The following is a 19,075-nucleotide window of genomic DNA, read 5'->3' as shown; positions in this document are numbered from 1 at the left end:
CTTAACCATTGAATAACAACTGGCAGCCCCTGCCATCTGGATGGATAACGAAAATGGCTTCCTTCGCAGCTAAAACACTTCTGGCTCTTGCCGTCTCTGCAACTGCCATCGTTCCGTTGAATGCAGCCCACGCCGATGAGTGGCGTCACCGTAACCGCGATGCGGCTCTGGTCGGTGGCGTGCTTGGTCTTGCCGCCGGTGTCGCGGTCGGCTCTGCCCTAGCCCAGCCGCGCTACTCCGAAGAACCCGTGTATGTCGATCCACCGGTGCGCCGCTATCCTGCCTACCAGCCGAGCTATGTCTATAGCGAACCCGATGATGGCTATTATCGCCCTGCGCCACGCCCGGTTTACCGTGCCCAGCCGGTCTACGATGCTCGCCCCGCTTACCAGCCACGCCCCACATATCGCACCATTGAACCTTGGACTGAAGCCTGGTTCAACTACTGCTCGCAGCGTTATGGCAGCTTCAATGCGCGCACGGGCACCTACATGGGCTATGATGGCCAAAACCATTTCTGCGTTGCGGGCTGATCTATAGCAACGTAACCAATGATCGTGCGGCCTATGATCCTTTCGGGACGAAGTCCGCACGACTGATGTGATGGCGTTGCAGTTTGTCGTAAAATGTCTTGCGCGCAATGCCCAGCGCGCCGACTGTACCCGTCACATCCCCTTCGAACTTTTCCAATGTCTCCCTGATGATGCGCGCCTCGTGCCGGTCCATCTTCTCCGCGAGCGTGCCGGCAGCAAGATTTTCGTCTGAAGGCAAATTCTTCGCAGACGCGCCACCCTCCAGACCTAGCACCACCCTTTCTGCAAAATGGCTAAGCTCCCGCACATTTCCCGGCCATTCGTGATCGTTCAGGTGCCGTGATACGGCTGATGTCATGGATGGGATCGGCATGCCGAAGCGGGTCGATGCTTTCTTGAGGAAGTGCGAGAATAACAGAGGGATATCTGCCCGTCGTTCGCGAAGCGGCGGTATGGAAAGCGTTACCACATTCAAACGATAATAAAGGTCATCGCGAAAATCGCCGCGTTGGGCAGGATCACCCAGATCAACCTTGGCTGCCGCCACCACGCGAATGTCGACGGCGCGCTCCTCATTCGAGCCAACAGGCGAAACCTGACGCATTTCCAGCACGCGCAGCATTCTGACCTGCACGGCCGGCGGCATGCTTTCGATTTCGTCGAGAAAAAGCGTGCCGCCGCTGGAGTGCTCAATGCGGCCGATACGTTTTTTCTGCGCGCCGGTGAAAGCTCCGGCCTCGTGCCCAAACAACTCGCTTTCGATTACCGTTTCCGGCAAGGCACCGCAATTCAGCGCAACGAAATTGCCGTTCACCCGCCGTTTGCTCCATCGGTGTAAAGCAGTGGCAACGACTTCCTTGCCGCTTCCTGTTTCGCCAGCCACGAGAACATCGACATCCGTATCGGCAATGTGGCGCAAAGTGTTGCGCAAGCGCTCCATGGCGGGCGTTTGGCCGATGAGCGGAAGATTATCCTGGACCTCTGCTGCATTACGCCGCAAGGCACGGTTTTCCATCACAAGTCGGCGTTTCTCGAGCGCCCGACGTGCACTTTCGACCATTCTTTCAGCGGGAAAGGGTTTCGATATGAAATCATAGGCACCATTTTGCAGCGCAGCCACTGCCATTGGTACATCGCCATGGCCGGTAATGAGAATAACTGGCAAATCCGGGTCGATCCGCCGCACACGCTCGAAAAGTTGCAAGCCATCCATTCCGGGCATCCGCACATCGGAGATGACGATGCCGTCAAATGTGTCCGAGAGAGCTTCCAGTGCCTGTTCCGCTCTTGGAAACGGCGTGACGGTCATGCCTTCCAGCTCCAGCGTCTGCCGCATCGCTTTGCGCAGCTGAGAGTCGTCGTCCACGAGATAGATCGTTCCGTTTGTCATTATGTCATGCTCGCTTCAAATACACAGAAAAACAGGTGCCATCTCCCCCCGTTTCGACCTCGAGACGCCCGCCATAATCGGATGCAATGTCTCGGGATATGACCAACCCAAGCCCTAGGCCGCCTTCCTTTGACGTGTTGAACGGCGAAAACAGCTGCTGGTGTATGTCGTGCGAGATACCAGGGCCATTGTCAGCTATCGACACCACCACCTCATGACCTGTATCCTTGACGCGAACAGCGACCTGTCCCTCCGCCTCGTCTTCGACAGCCTCCAAAGCATTTTGCAGAAGGTTGATGACGATCTGTTCGAGCCGGATGCGGCTTCCTAACACCATAAGACCTTCATCCGGAAGTTCGATATCCAGCGCATCCATGCGCCCGGCAAAGCGGCTTCGCAGCAAAACAACAGCCCCCTCGATCACGAGACGGACGCTGACAGGTTCCGCGGCAGTGCGACCCTTACGGGCCAAAATTTTCAGATCGCTGGTGATGACTCCGATCCGCTCTGTTAGAGACGCGATACTCTCCAGATTATCGTCGGCGTCCTGCATGCGATCCCGCTTCAGAAACACACGCGCATTGTCGGCAAAGGCCCTGATGGTAGCCACCGGCTGATTGATTTCATGCGCGACACCGGCTGCCACTTGGCCAAGGATCGACAGGCGGTTGGCTTTCACCAGCTCATGCTGCACGCTTTGCAGTTCTTCAGCCGTCTGCTCATGCCGCACGATTTCAGCCTGAAGCCGGTCGCGGGCCATGGTTAGGTCGATGGTTCGCTCCTGAACACGGCGTTCGAGTTCGGCACGGTCGTGTTCAGCAGCGGCGCGTTCACGCGCAGCCTTCTGCCTGCGCCACATCCATATGGCGGAAAAAGCAATCAATGGCATGAGGCTGGCAGCAGCAATCACCCGTGTCTCGCGAATGGCCCCGTTCGTTGCTGCCGCAACCGGCTGTAAATAATGAAGCGACCATGCTGTCGTGGGAACCGGCAGCTCAAGCCGCAGGTATTCGCCCTTGAGCTTGGCAGGATTGTCGACTTGGACGATAGCGACATGCTCACCCGGTTTGTGAACAACGCTCATCGGCAAAGGCGAGAGCTTCTCATCGCCAAACTGCAAACTGTCTGAGATGGATTGCCTGCGATTTTGATCAATCGGCGCGACGGTGTTGAACCGCCACTCGGGGATGCTTGTCATCAAGACGACACCGTTGGGGTCAACGATGTAAACAGGCCGCCCGCCGATGCTCCAGTCGGCCTCAAGCCGATTGAACTCGACCTTGGCGATAACGACACCCAGCGCCTGCCCATCGGCCGTGTCCACGCGCCGAGAAATGTAGAGCCCCGGCTTGCGGCTGACATTGCCCAGTGCGTAGTGCTCGGCAGCACCGCTGCGCATCGCGCCCTGAAAATATTCGCGAAACGCGTAGTTGGAGCCAACGAAACTTTCCTGCGTTTGCCAGTTGCTCGACGCGACCGTTACGCCATCCTTGTTCACCACATAGATGACGGACGCCTGCGTTCCCTCGATCAAACCTTCCAACTTACGATCAAGCTGCTCCACCGATAGACCGCCAACCTCCAGAGCCTCCACGAGATCCTTGTCCCGCGACAAGACAAGCGGAAGAACTCGCGGACGTTCTAGTGCGACGTTGAGAAGCGCGGATTTCAACTCCGCATCGGTTGTTGCCGTCGCCAGAAGCGTTTTCATGGCCTGGACACGACCAAGCTTATCGGCAGCCACGAAAGCGCCGATGGCGATGATGATCCACATCGCGGTGAAGGCGATCCAGCGCATGCGGGATGTATCGAAATCTTTGGACATAGCTCTTCTCACAGACATCCACCATTGTGCGGATTTCCACACAGATAACAAGAAGAACTGAGTGAAAACCCACACAGAAAGCTACAGCGCTAGAAGCGCGTGGAATAATATTAATCTATATCAATAATTTAGATTAAAGCTTCTCCGCTTGGCACGCCGCTTGCTAGCTCTGACCTTTAACGGTCAAGGACCGTGGAACCAGAACGGCAGACCCGGGAGGCCGCATGGCAGGGTCCAGTCCGAGGAGGACTAACATGATTGATAGTAACACCGTGGCTGACAGCCACGTTAAACTTCCATTTTATCGGCATCTTTATTTTCAGGTTATCGTAGCGATCCTCGCCGGCATCACGCTAGGCCATTTCTACCCCGGCATCGGTGAGCAGATGAAACCTCTCGGCGACGGATTTATCCGCCTCGTCAAGATGATCATCGCACCGGTTATCTTTCTGACAGTCGCAACCGGCATCGCCGGCATGAACGACATGAAGAAGGTTGGTCGCGTTGCCGGCAAGGCAATGATCTACTTCCTCACCTTTTCGACACTGGCACTCATCGTCGGCCTGATCGTCGCCAACGTCGTTCAGCCTGGCGCGGGCATGAACATCGATCCTGCCTCGCTGGATGGCAGCGCCGTTGCGACCTATGCCGCAAAGGCCCACGAACAGACCATCACCGGCTTCCTGATGAACATTATCCCGACGACCATCGTCGGTGCGTTTGCAGATGGCGACATCCTTCAGGTTCTGTTCTTCTCGGTCCTGTTTGGCATCTCGCTTGGCGTTGTCGGAGACCGTGGCAAACCTGTCGTCGATTTCATGCATGCTTTGATGTATCCGATCTTCAAACTGGTTGCGATCCTGATGAAGGCGGCCCCGATCGGCGCTTTCGGTGCTATGGCCTTCACCATCGGCAAGTACGGCATCTCATCCGTTACCAATCTCGCGATGCTGATCGGTACGTTTTACTTCACGTCGATCTTCTTCGTGCTAGTCATTCTGGGCGCGGTTTGCCGTTACAACGGCTTCTCGATCCTGGCGTTGATCCGCTACATCAAGGAAGAGCTTCTGCTGGTTCTGGGAACGTCTTCTTCGGAAGCAGCATTACCAGGCCTGATGAGCAAGATGGAAAAAGCAGGCTGCAAGCGCTCCGTCGTGGGCCTTGTCATTCCAACCGGCTATTCGTTCAACCTCGATGGCACCAACATCTATATGACGTTGGCGGCTCTCTTCATCGCACAAGCTACCGGCATCCATCTGTCGCTGGGTGAACAAATCCTGTTGCTTCTGGTGGCGATGTTGAGCTCGAAGGGCGCAGCAGGCATTACAGGCGCAGGCTTCATCACGCTGGCGGCCACCCTGTCTGTCGTTCCGTCCGTGCCCGTTGCAGGTATGGCGCTGATCCTTGGTATCGACCGCTTCATGTCGGAATGCCGTGCACTGACGAACTTCGTGGGCAATGCCGTTGCGACCATCGTCGTTGCGCGCTGGGAAGGCGAACTGGACGAAGCACAGCTTGCCTTGATGCTGAGCGGTGAAAAGACCGCCAGCATCGGCGATGTTCCATCCGCACCGGTGCAGCCAGCCGAATAATTCTTGGCAGACGCTGCGACTTAAAAAGGCCCGCCCGGGAAACCGGTGCGGGCCTTTTACTTCGGATCGGACTGATCAAACTTGTCGGATCTATGCCTCCCAATGTGGCTGAGATCAAAATAGATTTCTATAAAATTGATAAACAATAAAATGCCTTCGCTCCCTGCCACCACCACTCGCTGGTATCGTTTCATCATAAGCATTAACGCTTGTGGAGATGGAAACGATGACGGCAACGGTGACTTATCTTCAGAACGAAGCCGAAAGAGCGGTATTTGATTCCAACGCGTTGAAAGCTGCCATGCGCAGTCTGGCTGGAGGCGTTTCTGTCATTACCGCCGGAACCGGCGCAAACCGCACCGGTGCGACGGTTACATCCGCTACGGCCCTATCCATGGACCCGGCCACAATGATCGTAAACATCAACAAGTCGTCTTCGACTTGGCCGATCATCTCCCGCTTCAACCATTTCTGCGTCAATATTCTTTCAGCAGAACAGCAAGAGGTCGCCGCACGCTTCGCTGGTGTCGGCGGATTGAAAGGAGCGGAGCGATATGCGGGCGCGGATTGGTTTACGCTTGAGAGCGGGGCCTACGCTCTGAAAGGCGCTTTGGCCGCCATCGACTGCGCGGTTGAAGATGTGATTGAACGGCACACGCACGCGATCATTATCGGGCGGGTGCTATCGGTCGAGCAAAGCAGCGGAGAACCGCTTGTCTATCATGGCGGGCAATACGCCGCGCTTGCACAAAGAGCACTCTCCTGACAAACGGAACTAAGCAGTCCGCTCTGCCGCCTCCTCTCCGGTGTTAGAGGCGAACTGCTCCAGCGTCATCGTGTCCAGTACAGACGCCATGGCGTCTCTGACGTCGGTCATGGACCGGCGCACCTGACAGGTGTCCGGGTCTTCACAATCTTCGCAAGCTTCGAACGCCGAGCGGCTGGCACAGCGTATGGGCGCCAAAGGACCATCCAGCGCGCGGATGACCTGACCGATATAGATGTCGGATGCCGATTTCGACAGCGCATAACCGCCGCCGGGACCCTTCTTCGAACGGAGCATGCCTTCGTTGCGCAACTCCAGCAAAATCGAATCCAGGAATTTCTTGGGAATGTTGTTTCGGGCAGCGATATCGCTCACGAACGCCGTTTCGCCCTGTGCCAGACTGGCCAGATCAATCATGGCTTTCAGTCCGTACTTTCCCTTTTTCGTAAGCATCGACGTCTTTCACAGATGAGCAGATTGAAAGCACATATCCCGCACCACATGAACTTTCAATGAATTGTATTATTCCGATCGAATAGCGGGAAATCCGTACCGATCCAATAAACAAGAATGTGTCCATTGGCAAAACGCAGCGCAAATCCATCTCGGAAATGCTCTTTGTGGCACCTGCGCCCCTCTCAACAAAAACAATGCCTTATCGCGATCATTGGAACTTTGCTGATGCGAGGTGATTGGAATTCTTGCGGTTCAGGTCAAACGAACCTAAAAGACAGGCAAACAACGGGATGAATATGACAGATCAACCGATGAGCCCAACACGCCAACTTTCTGATGAAGTCAAACGATTACGCCGCTGGCTGGACGAAGACGCACTGCCCATGTGGTGGGATGTCGGCGCTGGAAAACCCGATGGTGGTTTCTATGAACGCATCAATCAGACCGCAAAACCGATGCTGGGTGACAACCGGCGCGCGCGCGTACAGCCGCGACAGGCCTATTGCTATGCTGCGGCGGGACAGAATGGCTGGACCGGCGACTGGCAAAAGGCTGTCAGCCAAGGATTGAACTGGTTCGACAAGGTCTACCGGCTGGACAATGGCCTCTATGGCAACCTCGCTGATGCCTCCGGCAAGCTGATCGATGACACCTTCGATTTTTACAATCAGGCTTTCGCCCTCTTCGCCGCGGCGCAGACCGCTCTGGTCTTTCCGGAGCGCAAAGAGGAAATGCGCAAGCGCGCGCTTGAAATTCTGAGCGTGCTACAACGCGACTACGCGCACCCGACTGCCGGTTTCGAAGAAGCCAATCCTCCGGTCGAGCCGCTCTGCTCCAATCCGCACATGCATTTCTTCGAAGCAATGCTGGCCTGGGAGGTTGTTGATGCGGACGGCCCTTGGCGTCAACTGGCCGATGATGTCGCCAATCTGGCCATGGAAAAATTCATAGACGCCCAATCTGGTGGACTGCGCGAGTTCTTCGACCATGACTGGGCGCCGATGCCGGGTGAAAAAGGCCGCATCATGGAGCCCGGCCACCAGTTCGAATGGGCCTGGCTTCTGACACGCTGGGGCAGTCTGCGACAGAACGATGCGGCGATCACCAAGGCCAAACGCCTTTTCGAGATTGGCGAAAAACATGGGATTTGCCCGCGCCGCAAAGTCGCGATGATGAGCCTTTACGATGATTTCACGGTCCACGATCCACTCGCGCGGCTTTGGCCGCAAACGGAGTGGCTGAAGGCAGCGGTGCGGCTGGCTTCGGTCAGCCATGGCGAAGAGCGGTATCGATATCTGGGCTCTGCGCTACGGGCTATCGGAGCCTTGCAGCCATTTCTCGACACGCCTGTTCCCGGCCTATGGTTCGACAAATGGCCCGCTGACGCACCGATGATCGATGAGCCCGCGCCGGCAAGTACGTTTTATCACATCGTCTGCGCGATCTATGAAGCGGAAGACATGCTGACGCAGGTCTTGCAGCAATAGAATTTGCCTTGATGTCGTCATCCCCGGCTTCCCGAGGATGACGACGGAACGTGGCACAGAATTTAAGTCTTCAACCACCGCACCTGTTCGGGCGTCAGTTTTATATCGAGCGCAGACAAGCTGTCCTCGAGTTCTGCAATCGTGCGTGGCCCGATAAGCGGGATGACGGGAAACGGCTGGGCGATGACATAGGCCAAGGCGATGTGGATCGGATGGCGACCGAGCTCATTGGCAAGTTGAATGGCGCGGTCACGACGCTCGAAGTTGCGATCGGAATACCAGACGCGCACGATTTCCTCGTCGTCACGTTTGTCGCGTCCCGCTCTCTCCGTAAAGAAACCACGTCCCTGGCTTGACCAGGCGAAGTTTGGAATCTGTCGTTCTTGCTGCCACGCCTTCCACGCGTCATCCGACGCCGCGACGCAACCTGCCCAGATGGGATCAAGCATCTCGGCCAGCGAGAAATTGTTCGATAAAGCAGCAGGTGCCGCTTTTCCGTTTTTCTGCGCGTAGGCTGCGGCCTCATCCATGCGCTCGCGCGTCCAGTTGGAACCGCCGAAGATGCCTCTGATACGACCACGTTTGACCTCAGCGTCCATGGCATCCACGAATTCGCCAACAGGCACGCCCGTATTGTCTCGGTGCATGAAATAGACATCGATGTAATCTGTTTTCAGACGTTGCAGCGATTGATCGAGCTGCTTGGCGATCATATCCGGGTAACATAATGGCGAATGCGCACCCTTACCGATCAGCACGATGTCCTCACGCGGCACGTTTCGGCTGGTATGCCAGTCCCCGAAAATACTTTCCGTCTTGCCGCCGCCATAGACATAGGCCGTATCGAAAAGATTGCCGCCTGCCTCATAGAAACTATCCAGCGTCAGCGACGCAGATGCGAAATTCGGGAAGAATTCGAAGCCCAGCGCAACGACAGAGGCCTGCTTTGAAAGACCCGGAATCGTACGCTTCGGAACGGCACTGCCTGCGACGACCTTGCCGCCAGCGATATTCGAAACACGTTTGGCGGAGGTTTCGATACCATATTCCAGGCCAACGGACGCCCGCCACTGATCCATGACCCTGAGATTGCCGAGCGAATCTGCCCAACTCATGCCCGGATAGTCGAATTGCTGTTGTCCGCCACGAATGGCTTTACCGGCTGCATCAACCTCGAAGGCATAGAGCCAGCCGTCTTCCCGCACTTCGATTGTCTGCAGGTCCTTACCTTTCACGACATCGATCTTGCCGACACCGCCCTTGTGGCCCGATGCATACCAGAAGTCTTCGACCTCGATGCGGCCTTCCGAGCCGATGATGCGCAGCACATTGTCCTGTTGCGCCATGATCGAGCAGGACACCTCAGCGACGATCCCATTGGGGAATTTCAGTACGGCAGAGGCCCATTCATCGACACCGGATTGGCCGAGATGAGCAACGCCTGAGACTTTCTCGGGCTCAAGCGTTGGCTGATCCGTAACGGCACCTGCAATCAAACGCGCCATGGAGACGGGATAGCCGCCAACATCGAGAATGCCGCCACCGGCTGCATCATTGGCAAACAACCGGTGCTCCGGCTTGAAGCCACCCATGTTGAAGCCGAAGCTCGTGCGGATAATACGGACGTCGCCAATCGTGCCGCTTTTGACGAGCTCGATGATTTTCGCCGTCTGCGGGTGCAGGCGATACATATAGGCCTCACCCGCAAAAACGCCTGCCTTCTTCGCCTCGTGAAAAATCGCATCCGCATCGTAGGCAGACAAAGCAATCGGCTTTTCCACCAGTACGTGCTTGCCAGCGCGAATGGCCTTGATGGCCCATTCCGCATGGCCTGTGTGGGGCGTGGCGATATAGACGGCTTCGATCTCAGGGTCGGCCAGCAGAGCCTCGTAGCCATGCACGATCCGTGCCCCCGGAAAGCCATCGCCAAGCCCTGGCTTGTCTGGATTGCGGCTGGCGATAGCCACAAGCTTGCCCGTCTTGGAGTGTGCAACACCATCAGCAAATGTGCGGGCGATTGTTCCGGGGCCGATAATACCCCAACGGATCGGTTGAACGTCAGTCATGTCAAATCCTCGTTCGTTTGTCTTGAAAAGTGTTTCAGCGCAGACGCTGGCCTGCGCTGTCAAAAAGGAAAGCCTTGCGCGCCGAAATCGCGACGGTCAGGCGCATTTGGTTGATGGAATGTCGTGATTCCGGCTGTTCGATAACAAGCGGGGTATTGCCGGCCATACGCGCATAGACGTAGCTGGTATTGCCAAGGTGCTCTGCCACATCGATATCAACATTCAGATCAGCGTCACCTGTACCAGCCAAACCGAAGTGTTCGGGCCGGATACCGAGGACGACGTCGCTCCCCTCCGCTACAGGCGTTGTTAAAGGCAGGGTGACGCGGACATCCGGATCGTGCGTCAGTGTTACGTTTACACCGGCTTCTGCTTGTCCAACGACCTTGGCGGGCAGAAAATTCATCTTGGGCGAGCCCACGAAACCGGCAACAAAGCGATTGGCCGGGTCATCGTAGAGATCGAGCGGCGCACCCACTTGTTCGATGTGCCCCGCCCTCAGCACCACGATCTTGTCTGCCAGCGTCATGGCTTCCGTCTGGTCATGCGTAACGTAGATCATCGTCGTGCCAAGCTGCTTGTGAAGCCGCGAGATTTCCACACGCATCTGGACACGCAGCTCCGCATCGAGGTTCGACAGCGGCTCGTCGAACAGAAACACGCGCGGTTGGCGCACGATCGCACGTCCGATGGCGACGCGTTGACGCTGCCCGCCTGACAATTGTTTCGGTCGGCGCTCCATCAACTCGTTGATCTGAAGAATATCGGCTGCATGTTTGACGCGCTGATCGGTATCGATCTTCGGGTTACCGTTCATGCGCAGACCGAAGGACAGGTTCTGCTCCACCGTCATGTGCGGATAGAGCGCATAGGACTGGAAGACCATCGCGATACCGCGGTCGGTCGGCTCGGCATCGTTGACCACCTTGCCGCCGATGCTGATTTCACCATCGGAGATATCCTCCAACCCTGCAATCATCCGAAGCAGGGTCGATTTTCCGCAGCCGGATGGCCCGACGAAGACGACGAACTCGCCGTCGGCAATCTCCAGATTTGCCCCGTGGATGACTTCCAACGCGGCGTAGCGTTTGACGACGTTTTTGAGTGACAGTTCCGCCATGCGGTTCCTCCGGGATTACTTGACGGCGCCAGCAGAAATGCCGGCAATGAAATGGCGCTGCAACAGCACGAAGATGACGAGAACCGGGCCTGTCAGCAGAACTGCTCCGGCCATGATGCCGCCCCACGACACTTTGGTGAGACCGATCAGCGAGCCGAGTGCAACAGGCGCCGTCATCATGCCCGGCTTTGAATTGATCAGCAGCGGCCAGAGATAGTTGTTCCACGACGCAAGGAAGAGAATGATCGACAAGGCCGCCATGGTCGGTCGCGCCAGGGGCAAGGCAATGCGCAGGAAGATTTGCCATTCCTTGACGCCTTCCACACGCGCAGCGTCGAACAGCTCAGTTGGCATCATAGAGAAAGACTGCCGCATAAAGAGAACGCCGAGCGAGTTGAACAATGGCGGCACGATAAGCGCGACCCATGTATTGGCCAGCTTGAACTCTCGTGCCACCATGATGAACTGGGGAATGACAACGACGGCATAGGGCAGAGTGATCGTCCCCAGGATGATGGCCACGACGACCGATCGCCCGGCAAAACGATAACGTGCTAATGCCCAGCCCGCCATGGATGTCAGCATGACCGACAGCACGGTATAAATCACCGCAACGCCGATCGAGATGGACATGGCACGTATGAAGTCGGTGTCTGCCTGAAGGTTCTGAAAGTTTTCCAGAAAATGCGTAGATGGCAGCAGCTCTATGTTTGGGCTGAAGATGCCGTTATCCGGCATGGTCGAGAAAACGAACATCATCCAGATCGGAAACAGCCAGATGACGGCGAGCGGGGCCAAGATGGCGTGCAGGCCGATTTTTTGCCACAGTAGGGATTTCGACTTGGACCTCATTTCGCGTCCCTCCCGACCCAGAGTTGAAACAGCGAGATGACGACGGCAAGAGACGCAATGGTGTAGGCGATGGCCGAGGCATAACCGAAGTTCAATGCGGTAAAGCCCTGACGATACAGGAAAATACCCAGCGTCTCGGTCGCGCCACCAGGGCCGCCTCTGTTGGTAATGAGGAACGGTTCGGTAAACAGCTGCATCGTGCCGATAACCGACAAGACGACGCAAAACATGATGATGGGTTTTAGCAACGGCAAGGTGATGTGGAGAAATTGCTGCCGTTTGCTGACGTGATCCAGCGTCGCCGCTTCATAGACGTCACCCGGAATGGACTGAAGTCCTGCCAGAATGATGATCGCATTGTAACCGGCCCAGCGCCAGGTGACGGCAATGATGATGACCGCCATCGCAGCCGTGCCATTGTCGAACCACGAAACGGGTGGCAGCCCAATCGATGTGATGAATTTGTTGATGATGCCGAAATCGGCGCTGAACATCAGGCGGAACACCGCCGCATAGGCGACCTCTCCCACAACGACCGGGGCAAAGAACGCGAAGCGAAACAGCGGTCGTGCTTTCAGAAGCGGTGAGTTCAGCAACACGGCCATAACGGTAGCCAGCGCAATCATTACTGGCACCTGCACGATGAGGATAACAACGGTGTTCTGGAGCGCATTGTAGAAAGCTGGATCGCCAAACAGCCTTCCCCAGTTCATCGACGGGGCAAACCGCCAAGGATTGATGCGGGTATTTTGAAACGACAGCAAAAACGAACTGATGATCGGCCACAGCCAGAAGGTGGCGAAAATCAGGAGATAAGGCGCCAGAAAGGCGTAAGCAACCCTGTTGCGCAGCGGCATATCGACAACCTCACAAAGCCAGATGGTGCGTGGAGCCGGACGCTTTTGACAAAAAGCGCCCGGCGACGATCAGCCTGGGAGGCTATTGTGCAATAGGAAGTCCGCTTGCGGCCTCGATCTGCTTGGCGGCATCATCAAGAGCCGACTTGGCATCGGGAAAACCACCGGCAAGATATTTGGTTTGGGTCGCGCGGAAGATACCTTCAGCATCGGACTGGAAAGCCGTTCCTCGGCTCGGCACGATCTTCGGCAAGGTGGCAAGAATGTCAGACCACACGGCCTGTCCACCCCAATAAGGTTGCGGTTCTTTCACGAAGGGGTCGTTGTCGGCCGATAGCAGCGAGGGTACCAGGCCGAAAGATTTCAGCATGGTGATTTGCCCCTCATTGGTCAGCAGGGCGTAATCGACGAATTTCCAAGCTGCTTCCTTGTTCTGGGAAGCAGAGCTGATGGCCAGCGACGAACCGCCTAGATTGGCAGCATGCGGGCCGTCTGCGGTGAGGCTAGGCATCGTGTAGACGCCCCATTTCCCGGCCAGATCAGGCGATCCGGACCGGACCGTTCCTTCAAACCAGCCACCATACATCTGCGTCGCAACCTTGCCCGATGTGTTGGATTGGATTTTCTCATCCCAGATTGCAGCGGTAATGATACCGGCGTCCTTCATCTGCTTGAGCTTGTCGAGCGTAGCCACGCAGGCAGGCTGGTTGATGGTGATGTTTTGACCATCGGTCGAAAAGTAACCGCATCCCTGCTCGTTGGCGATCATGCGGAACCATTCGCTATCGCCGTTGAAATCGGCCTGCGTCATGACGGTGCCGGGATTGGCTGCCATTACCTTCTTGCCCGAGGCAATGAAATCATCCCACGTCTTGATTGTCGCGGGATCGACGCCTGCTTTTTCATAAAAATCACGACGGTAGAACATGGCAACCGGGCCGGAATCCCATGGCACGGCATAGGCAACGCCATCCACTTCCAGTTCCGTTCGTTTGAAGTCGGGGAATAGCGCCTGCTTTTCGGGGGTATAGCCGAGTTGCGTGGCATCCGTGAAGCAGTCCGGGAAGCGGCTCCAGAACACTTCCGCTTCATAGTTTTCGACCGTTACGATGTCCGGCAAGCCCTCGCCGCCAGCGGCACAGGCTGCAATCGATTTATCGTAAACCTGGCTGTTGCCAAGGTCCTGAACATCCACCTTGATATCAGGATACTTCTTGTTGAAGCCTTCTAGAGTGGATTTCAGCGCGGACGCCGCAACGTTCCAGCTCCAGACTGTAATGGTGGTGGATTGTGCCGCAGCGGGTGCAGCGGCAAGCAACGCGAGCGATACGGACGCGCCGAGAATTTTAAAGTCCATTGAAAACCTCCCTTTTCAATTGCCGTCCTCCAACGACACGGGCAGATTAGCGAGTGGATGGAAACTGTCTCGTTGAAAGGGAACACCGATTTGGCGAAAAGTAAGGTGGAGGAAACAGCGGTCTATCACCCTGGCGCCAGCAGCATCGAAGGCGCACCGACCATGCTTCAATTTTTTCGCGCCCATCCTCAGATGATGCTGATGCCGCACTGGCACGCACAGATCGAAGTCAACTACGTCATATCCGGCAGCGTACACTACCGGATGGGTGATCACTCCGTGCGTCTGAGTGCCGGCCAGATATGCCTGTTTTGGGGAGGGCAAGCGCACCAGATGGACGAATCCTCTAAGGATTCCTTTTATGCGGGCGCACATTTGCCCCTCGTCCACTTTTTCCGCATGCGGCTTCCTGTTGCTGTATCTGCCAAGTTGATGGGAGGCGCAACCATGCTGACGTCGGTGACCGACACGTCTGACGACGAGAATTTCTCCCGCTGGTTTCGCTACGCGAATTCCGGCGATCCGCAGAAAGCCGAAAACGCGGTGGAAGAGTTGCTGCTGCGGGTAGAGCGGATGTTTCTGGAACCGTACACGGTCATATCGCCCGCTTCCCAAGACGGCAAAGTCGGCGACGGAGAGAGTTCTCACTCCATCAGCGTCGTGCGCATGTGCGATTTTATTGCGGCCAATTTCCTGGAGGACATCGATGCGACGGACATTGCCCGTTCAGCCAGTCTTCATCCCAAATATGCGATGAACCTGTTTCGAAAATCGACGGGCATGACTCTGATCAAATATCTGACATTGCTACGGCTTTCGCGCGCGCAGGCGATGCTCATCAATGATAACGACAACATTCTCCATGTCGCGCTGGAAAGCGGATTCGGCTCCGTCAGTGCCTTCAACAAGGCGTTCAGACAGGTTGCCGGAATGTCACCTTCGGACTTTCGCCGCGACATGCGGTTCAATCTGCCTCATTAGCGACCATGTACGAGCAATATACAGATCAGGATCAAAGGCTTTCTGGAGAAATTCTTCGAAGACTTTAGTCATTGATTTTTAAGAAAAAAATCGACTTACTAACGTCGACGCGCCTCTTTTTAAACCGCTTGGTTTAATCCTTACCAAAATTTAACTGTTGCTCCCATCAGAAAGATGGCTATTTTCCGTGCTGCGCTGCAGCATAGCCTCTCCTTATGCAGCGCTATCGCATTCAGTGCCGGTAACTCCAATGGACCCCGGGTCTATTCAATGTCCATTCCAAGGGAGATTATAATGACAATATCTGTTACTCATCCTCATTCCAGCGATCAGACAGACGCACCATTTGCCGAAAAAATTGCGGCAACCAGAAACAGCGCCGGTTATACGGTTGAACAGTTGGCTATCACGTGCGGGCTAACCGTGCAGGAAATCGTCGCGCTCGAAGACGGTTCGGACAACAACCCCTCGCATATCCAGCGGGTGGCGGCGGCTCTGCAGATTCCGCTTTCCAGCATCGTCTGACGATGCTCCACCCTCTGACATAGAGGGCCTTTCCTCGCCTGCCGCTACCGAGCTTTCATCGGCGGGACGGGCGAGGAAAATTGTATGTTTGCTACGTTTCCAGTTCCCCCTTAAAAATCGCTTTATCAAATCCCACATTCAGGGCGCATCATCCGGTCCTATGTTTCGGTGACGCGCGCATTTTAATATTCATGACCTGACCTGTGGGAAACTCATGACAGACGCATATGACGCTGACCTGTCGCCGTACCGCGCATCGGACCAACTCTGGCCGTCTCCGAAATCCGAAATACTAAATTGGTTGGTGCTGGAGACGCATGAACAACGCTTCATCGACAACATTTTTGTCGAGCTTTGCCAGCGGCTGAATAAGACAGGCGTTTCGGTCGCGAGAGCGTCGTTGAATTTCATGGTCGAGCATCCGCAGTGGCGTGGTGCGCGGATTCTGTGGCTCAAAGGTCGAACCGAGGCCGAGTTTACGACCTATGCCTACGGAACGGAAAACACCCAAGAATACCGCAACAGCCCCATCTACGAGATACATTCGGGCGCAGACGAATTGCGTCACAGGCTGGATGTTCCACCGGCGACCCCGGAGTTTGCCATCTACGCAGATCTGCGCGCCGAGGGCCTGACAGAATATTGCGCCTGGCCGTTGAAGCATACGTTCGACAAGCGCCATGTCATAACATTCTCCAGCGATCAGCCGGGCGGATTTACCGATGCGGAGATTGACCTGCTGCGAAGCCTTATTCCTGCGATATCGCTGGTGTCTGAAATTCGTCTGAAAAACCGCATCGCGCGAACATTGCTGGAAACCTATGTCGGTCCGCATGCGAGCCAGGCCATTCTGGACGGTGCGACGCGGCGGGGCAGCGGGACGACGGTTGGTGCGGCGATCCTGATTTGTGACCTGCGCGACTTCACCCACATTTCTGACCTCTGGCCGCGCGACGACGTGATCGAACTGTTGAATTCCTATTTCGACGCGATGTCCGATCCTATCGAAAAATTCGGTGGGGAAATTTTGAAATTCATGGGCGATGGTCTGTTAGCAATCTTCCCGCTGAGCGACCCCGACGCCTGCAAGAACCTTATTGCTGCGATCGAAGAAGCGCAGATTCATCTGCAAGCGTTGAACGAAGCCAACATCAAGCGTGGTCATGAACCCCTGGGTTACGGCATCGGCGTGCATGTGGGCGATGTGATGTATGGCAATATCGGCTCGAAAAGTCGGCTGGATTTCACCGTCATCGGCCCGGCCGTCAACATTGCGTCGCGACTGGAAAGCCTGACCAAACACATAAAACGAACCGTGCTGATGTCTCAGACATTTGTCGAGATGGCGGGAGATATTCAACGGTTCGAGAGTATCGGCGCACACACACTGCGAGGTCTGGAAAATCCCATTCATGTCTATGCCTTGCCAACAGCTGACAACCGCTCGATTTTATCCTAGAGACGCTACCGAGAATAAAGTGCTGTAATTGCGACAGGGACTGATGTCGTTGACTGATGAAACGGAAGCACCGGTTGCTCCCACCGCCAGAATGCTAACCTGGGTGCGCAACTCGACCATCTACCGGCTTCAGCGCCAGATGCTGACAGAGCGGCAATTGTTCGATGCTATCAAGCGCAAGGCCAAGCAGAAATTCGAAGACATAACGCCTGAGCAAATCGATGCGCTTGGCCATGCCGCCGTAAAATTTGGCTATGACCTCAGAGCGTTGGACGATGTTGCCTATGCCGAAAGCGCGACACGGTCGGCGATCCGCAGCGGCCGGTCTCGTCGCGCCATCGCGCAGAGGTTGAGCATCAAAGGTGTCAGCAAAGAGATCGTCGAAAAAGCGCTTGATGAGACGGACGATCTTTACTCGGCGGTTATCATGGCACGCAAACGCCGGTTTGGCCCGTTCAGACGGGATGAAGCAGATGAAAAGCGAATGCAGAAAGAGATATCCGCCTTTGCCCGCAACGGCTATAGCTTTGAAATAGCGGGACGGGTTTATCGAATGTCGCTGGACGAAGCAGAGGAAATCCTGGCAGACAGTCCGCTGTGATACATTATTGCGGAGCTTGAACCGTCTTTAAGTAAGCAATCAGATCGTCGATCTCGCTTTCACTCCACAAGCCAAAGAAGCGCATGGACGTGCCCGGCACAGTCTTCTTCGGACTATATAAAAATTCCCGCAATTTATCGTCCGACCAGATCATGCCCTGTGCGCCGGCATCTGCCATGGCCTGCGAATATTTGTAATCGGGCACAGAGCCGGCTGACCGACCGACGACGCCCATGAGATGCGGGCCGAGACGGGTGCGTGGTGACTCGATGTTGTGACAAGCGGAGCATTTGCTGAATGAACGCTCACCACGCGCCGCATCTCCTTCTGCCCATGTCGTTGAAGCGGGAAGGAGCACGCAGGAGAGCACCAAAATTGTCAGTCTCATCGTCATCTCCACAAACCTGCCTTGACCCAAATGCAAAAACGCCCTTCCCGTCCATACGACAGAAGGGCGCTTCTTATAATGCGTCAGATTGACCGGGTTATCAGCCGTTGATTGGGTTCAACGTGACGGATGTACCGGTTGCAGCGAGGTTCAGACCAACCTGGCCAGTCACGCTTACAGTCTGAAGCTGAATGGAGCCGGATGTGCCGCCCACGAGAACGTTTGCGCCGATACCGACACCAACTGTGGCTTCAGCTGTCGCACCCTGGTAAAGGCCACCGAGCGAACCCTTGTGGTAACCGGCGGTCGGAGCAAATACCGCCCAAACCAGACGGCCCTGTGTCGTGAAGCCCAGGTCTACACCAAGCTTGCGGATGGCACCGCTGTAGTGGTCAGTGCGGCGGGCACCCATTGTCGACTGGAAGGTGCACTCGAGCTCCTTGGCGGAACCAACAACGTAACCGACGCCACCGCCGACTTCGCATGTCAGATAGCCGATTTTGACGCCATTACGGTCGTCCTGTTCCTGAGGTTCCTGATAGGTTGCAAGGTCTGCAGCGATTGCGCTTGCAGTACCACCAAGACCCAGTGTGATTGCGGCGAAAGTGACGGCTAAAGCCTTTTTCATGTTTTTTTCTCCTGTTTAATTCTTGACCCGCGGCAGCCCTTTGCCCTTTTCGGATTATGAATGGCGCACCATTAACGTTTGTTCCGGAAAATCGATCCAATTGCCGAGGACGTCGGCAAAACAATCGGCAGGTTAAGATCGTTTGGCAGCTAGAGGCCCAATGAGGCGCAGTTAGGGCACCTCATTTTCGCG

Annotated in this window: 18 protein-coding genes; 8 read left to right on the top strand and 10 right to left on the bottom strand. The window is 55.8% G+C overall.

Annotated features, from left to right (window positions below):
* Window positions 1–53: 53 nt before the first annotated feature.
* Complete coding sequence (locus RRU01S_RS05810; RefSeq protein WP_045229283.1) at window positions 54–533, top strand: BA14K family protein; 480 nt, start codon at window positions 54–56, stop codon at window positions 531–533.
* Between the two features lie 31 nt (window positions 534–564).
* Here RRU01S_RS05810 and RRU01S_RS05805 read toward each other — a convergent pair whose 3' ends face one another.
* Entirely contained in the window at window positions 565–1,926 is a 1,362-nt protein-coding gene (locus tag RRU01S_RS05805) for a sigma-54-dependent transcriptional regulator (protein ID WP_045229282.1), read from the bottom strand.
* A 1-nt stretch (window position 1,927) separates the two neighbouring features.
* A complete protein-coding gene (locus RRU01S_RS05800) occupies window positions 1,928–3,748 on the bottom strand; it encodes a sensor histidine kinase (RefSeq protein WP_234791185.1) in 1,821 nt (606 codons plus the stop codon).
* 254 nt (window positions 3,749–4,002) lie between these two features.
* On the opposite strand from RRU01S_RS05800, the gene RRU01S_RS05795 reads away from it, so the two are divergent.
* Window positions 4,003–5,340, top strand: coding sequence for a dicarboxylate/amino acid:cation symporter (locus RRU01S_RS05795; RefSeq protein WP_045229280.1), 1,338 nt, complete (start codon window positions 4,003–4,005; stop codon window positions 5,338–5,340).
* Window positions 5,341–5,566: 226 nt separating this feature from the next.
* Window positions 5,567–6,106 (top strand): flavin reductase family protein, encoded by a 540-nt coding sequence (locus RRU01S_RS05790; protein WP_045229637.1) that lies wholly within the window; start codon window positions 5,567–5,569, stop codon window positions 6,104–6,106.
* A gap of 9 nt (window positions 6,107–6,115) precedes the next feature.
* Here RRU01S_RS05790 and RRU01S_RS05785 read toward each other — a convergent pair whose 3' ends face one another.
* Window positions 6,116–6,559, bottom strand: a complete 444-nt coding sequence (locus RRU01S_RS05785) for an RrF2 family transcriptional regulator (RefSeq protein WP_045229279.1) — start codon at window positions 6,557–6,559, stop codon at window positions 6,116–6,118.
* Window positions 6,560–6,858: 299 nt separating this feature from the next.
* Between RRU01S_RS05785 and RRU01S_RS05780 the strand changes: the two genes are divergently transcribed.
* Complete coding sequence (locus tag RRU01S_RS05780) at window positions 6,859–8,049, top strand: AGE family epimerase/isomerase (RefSeq protein ID WP_045229278.1); 1,191 nt, start codon at window positions 6,859–6,861, stop codon at window positions 8,047–8,049.
* Window positions 8,050–8,111: 62 nt separating this feature from the next.
* Here RRU01S_RS05780 and RRU01S_RS05775 read toward each other — a convergent pair whose 3' ends face one another.
* The 5 genes from RRU01S_RS05775 to RRU01S_RS05755 all read right to left on the bottom strand — a co-directional run bounded on the left by RRU01S_RS05775 (window position 8,112) and on the right by RRU01S_RS05755 (window position 14,301).
* Window positions 8,112–10,115, bottom strand: coding sequence for an aldo/keto reductase (locus RRU01S_RS05775; RefSeq protein WP_045229636.1), 2,004 nt, complete (start codon window positions 10,113–10,115; stop codon window positions 8,112–8,114).
* 34 nt (window positions 10,116–10,149) lie between these two features.
* Entirely contained in the window at window positions 10,150–11,235 is a 1,086-nt protein-coding gene (locus tag RRU01S_RS05770; protein WP_045229277.1) for an ABC transporter ATP-binding protein, read from the bottom strand.
* Window positions 11,236–11,250: 15 nt separating this feature from the next.
* A complete protein-coding gene (locus RRU01S_RS05765) occupies window positions 11,251–12,087 on the bottom strand; it encodes a carbohydrate ABC transporter permease (protein WP_045229276.1) in 837 nt (278 codons plus the stop codon).
* Window positions 12,084–12,944, bottom strand: coding sequence for a carbohydrate ABC transporter permease (locus RRU01S_RS05760; protein WP_045229275.1), 861 nt, complete (start codon window positions 12,942–12,944; stop codon window positions 12,084–12,086). Before RRU01S_RS05760 ends, RRU01S_RS05765 begins: the two co-directional genes overlap by 4 nt.
* 82 nt (window positions 12,945–13,026) lie before the next feature.
* Window positions 13,027–14,301 carry an ABC transporter substrate-binding protein gene (locus RRU01S_RS05755; protein WP_045229274.1) on the bottom strand — a complete coding sequence of 425 codons (1,275 nt, stop codon included), beginning with the start codon at window positions 14,299–14,301 and terminating at the stop codon, window positions 13,027–13,029.
* 57 nt (window positions 14,302–14,358) lie between these two features.
* Between RRU01S_RS05755 and RRU01S_RS05750 the strand changes: the two genes are divergently transcribed.
* From RRU01S_RS05750 to recX, 4 genes are all read left to right on the top strand, one after another.
* A complete protein-coding gene (locus RRU01S_RS05750) occupies window positions 14,359–15,282 on the top strand; it encodes a helix-turn-helix domain-containing protein (protein ID WP_173999647.1) in 924 nt (307 codons plus the stop codon).
* 294 nt (window positions 15,283–15,576) lie between these two features.
* Window positions 15,577–15,807: a helix-turn-helix domain-containing protein gene (locus RRU01S_RS05745; protein WP_045229273.1), complete on the top strand. Its 231-nt coding sequence runs from the start codon at window positions 15,577–15,579 to the stop codon at window positions 15,805–15,807.
* Between the two features lie 214 nt (window positions 15,808–16,021).
* Window positions 16,022–17,266, top strand: a complete 1,245-nt coding sequence (locus tag RRU01S_RS05740; RefSeq protein WP_045229272.1) for an adenylate/guanylate cyclase domain-containing protein — start codon at window positions 16,022–16,024, stop codon at window positions 17,264–17,266.
* 49 nt (window positions 17,267–17,315) lie between these two features.
* On the top strand, window positions 17,316–17,867 hold the full coding sequence (gene recX / locus RRU01S_RS05735; protein ID WP_045229634.1) for a recombination regulator RecX: 552 nt from the start codon (window positions 17,316–17,318) through the stop codon (window positions 17,865–17,867).
* A gap of 4 nt (window positions 17,868–17,871) precedes the next feature.
* Here the strand turns inward: recX and RRU01S_RS05730 are convergent, their stop codons facing one another.
* Both RRU01S_RS05730 and RRU01S_RS05725 read right to left on the bottom strand, forming a co-directional pair.
* Entirely contained in the window at window positions 17,872–18,255 is a 384-nt protein-coding gene (locus RRU01S_RS05730; RefSeq protein ID WP_081880018.1) for a c-type cytochrome, read from the bottom strand.
* A 100-nt stretch (window positions 18,256–18,355) separates the two neighbouring features.
* On the bottom strand, window positions 18,356–18,883 hold the full coding sequence (locus RRU01S_RS05725) for a DUF992 domain-containing protein (RefSeq protein ID WP_045229270.1): 528 nt from the start codon (window positions 18,881–18,883) through the stop codon (window positions 18,356–18,358).
* Window positions 18,884–19,075 lie beyond the last annotated feature (192 nt).

The sequence above is a fragment of the Agrobacterium rubi TR3 = NBRC 13261 genome (genome assembly GCF_000739935.1).
Classification (GTDB): Bacteria; Pseudomonadota; Alphaproteobacteria; order Rhizobiales; family Rhizobiaceae; genus Agrobacterium; species Agrobacterium rubi.
This window is presented reverse-complemented; position numbering and strand designations above follow the sequence as displayed.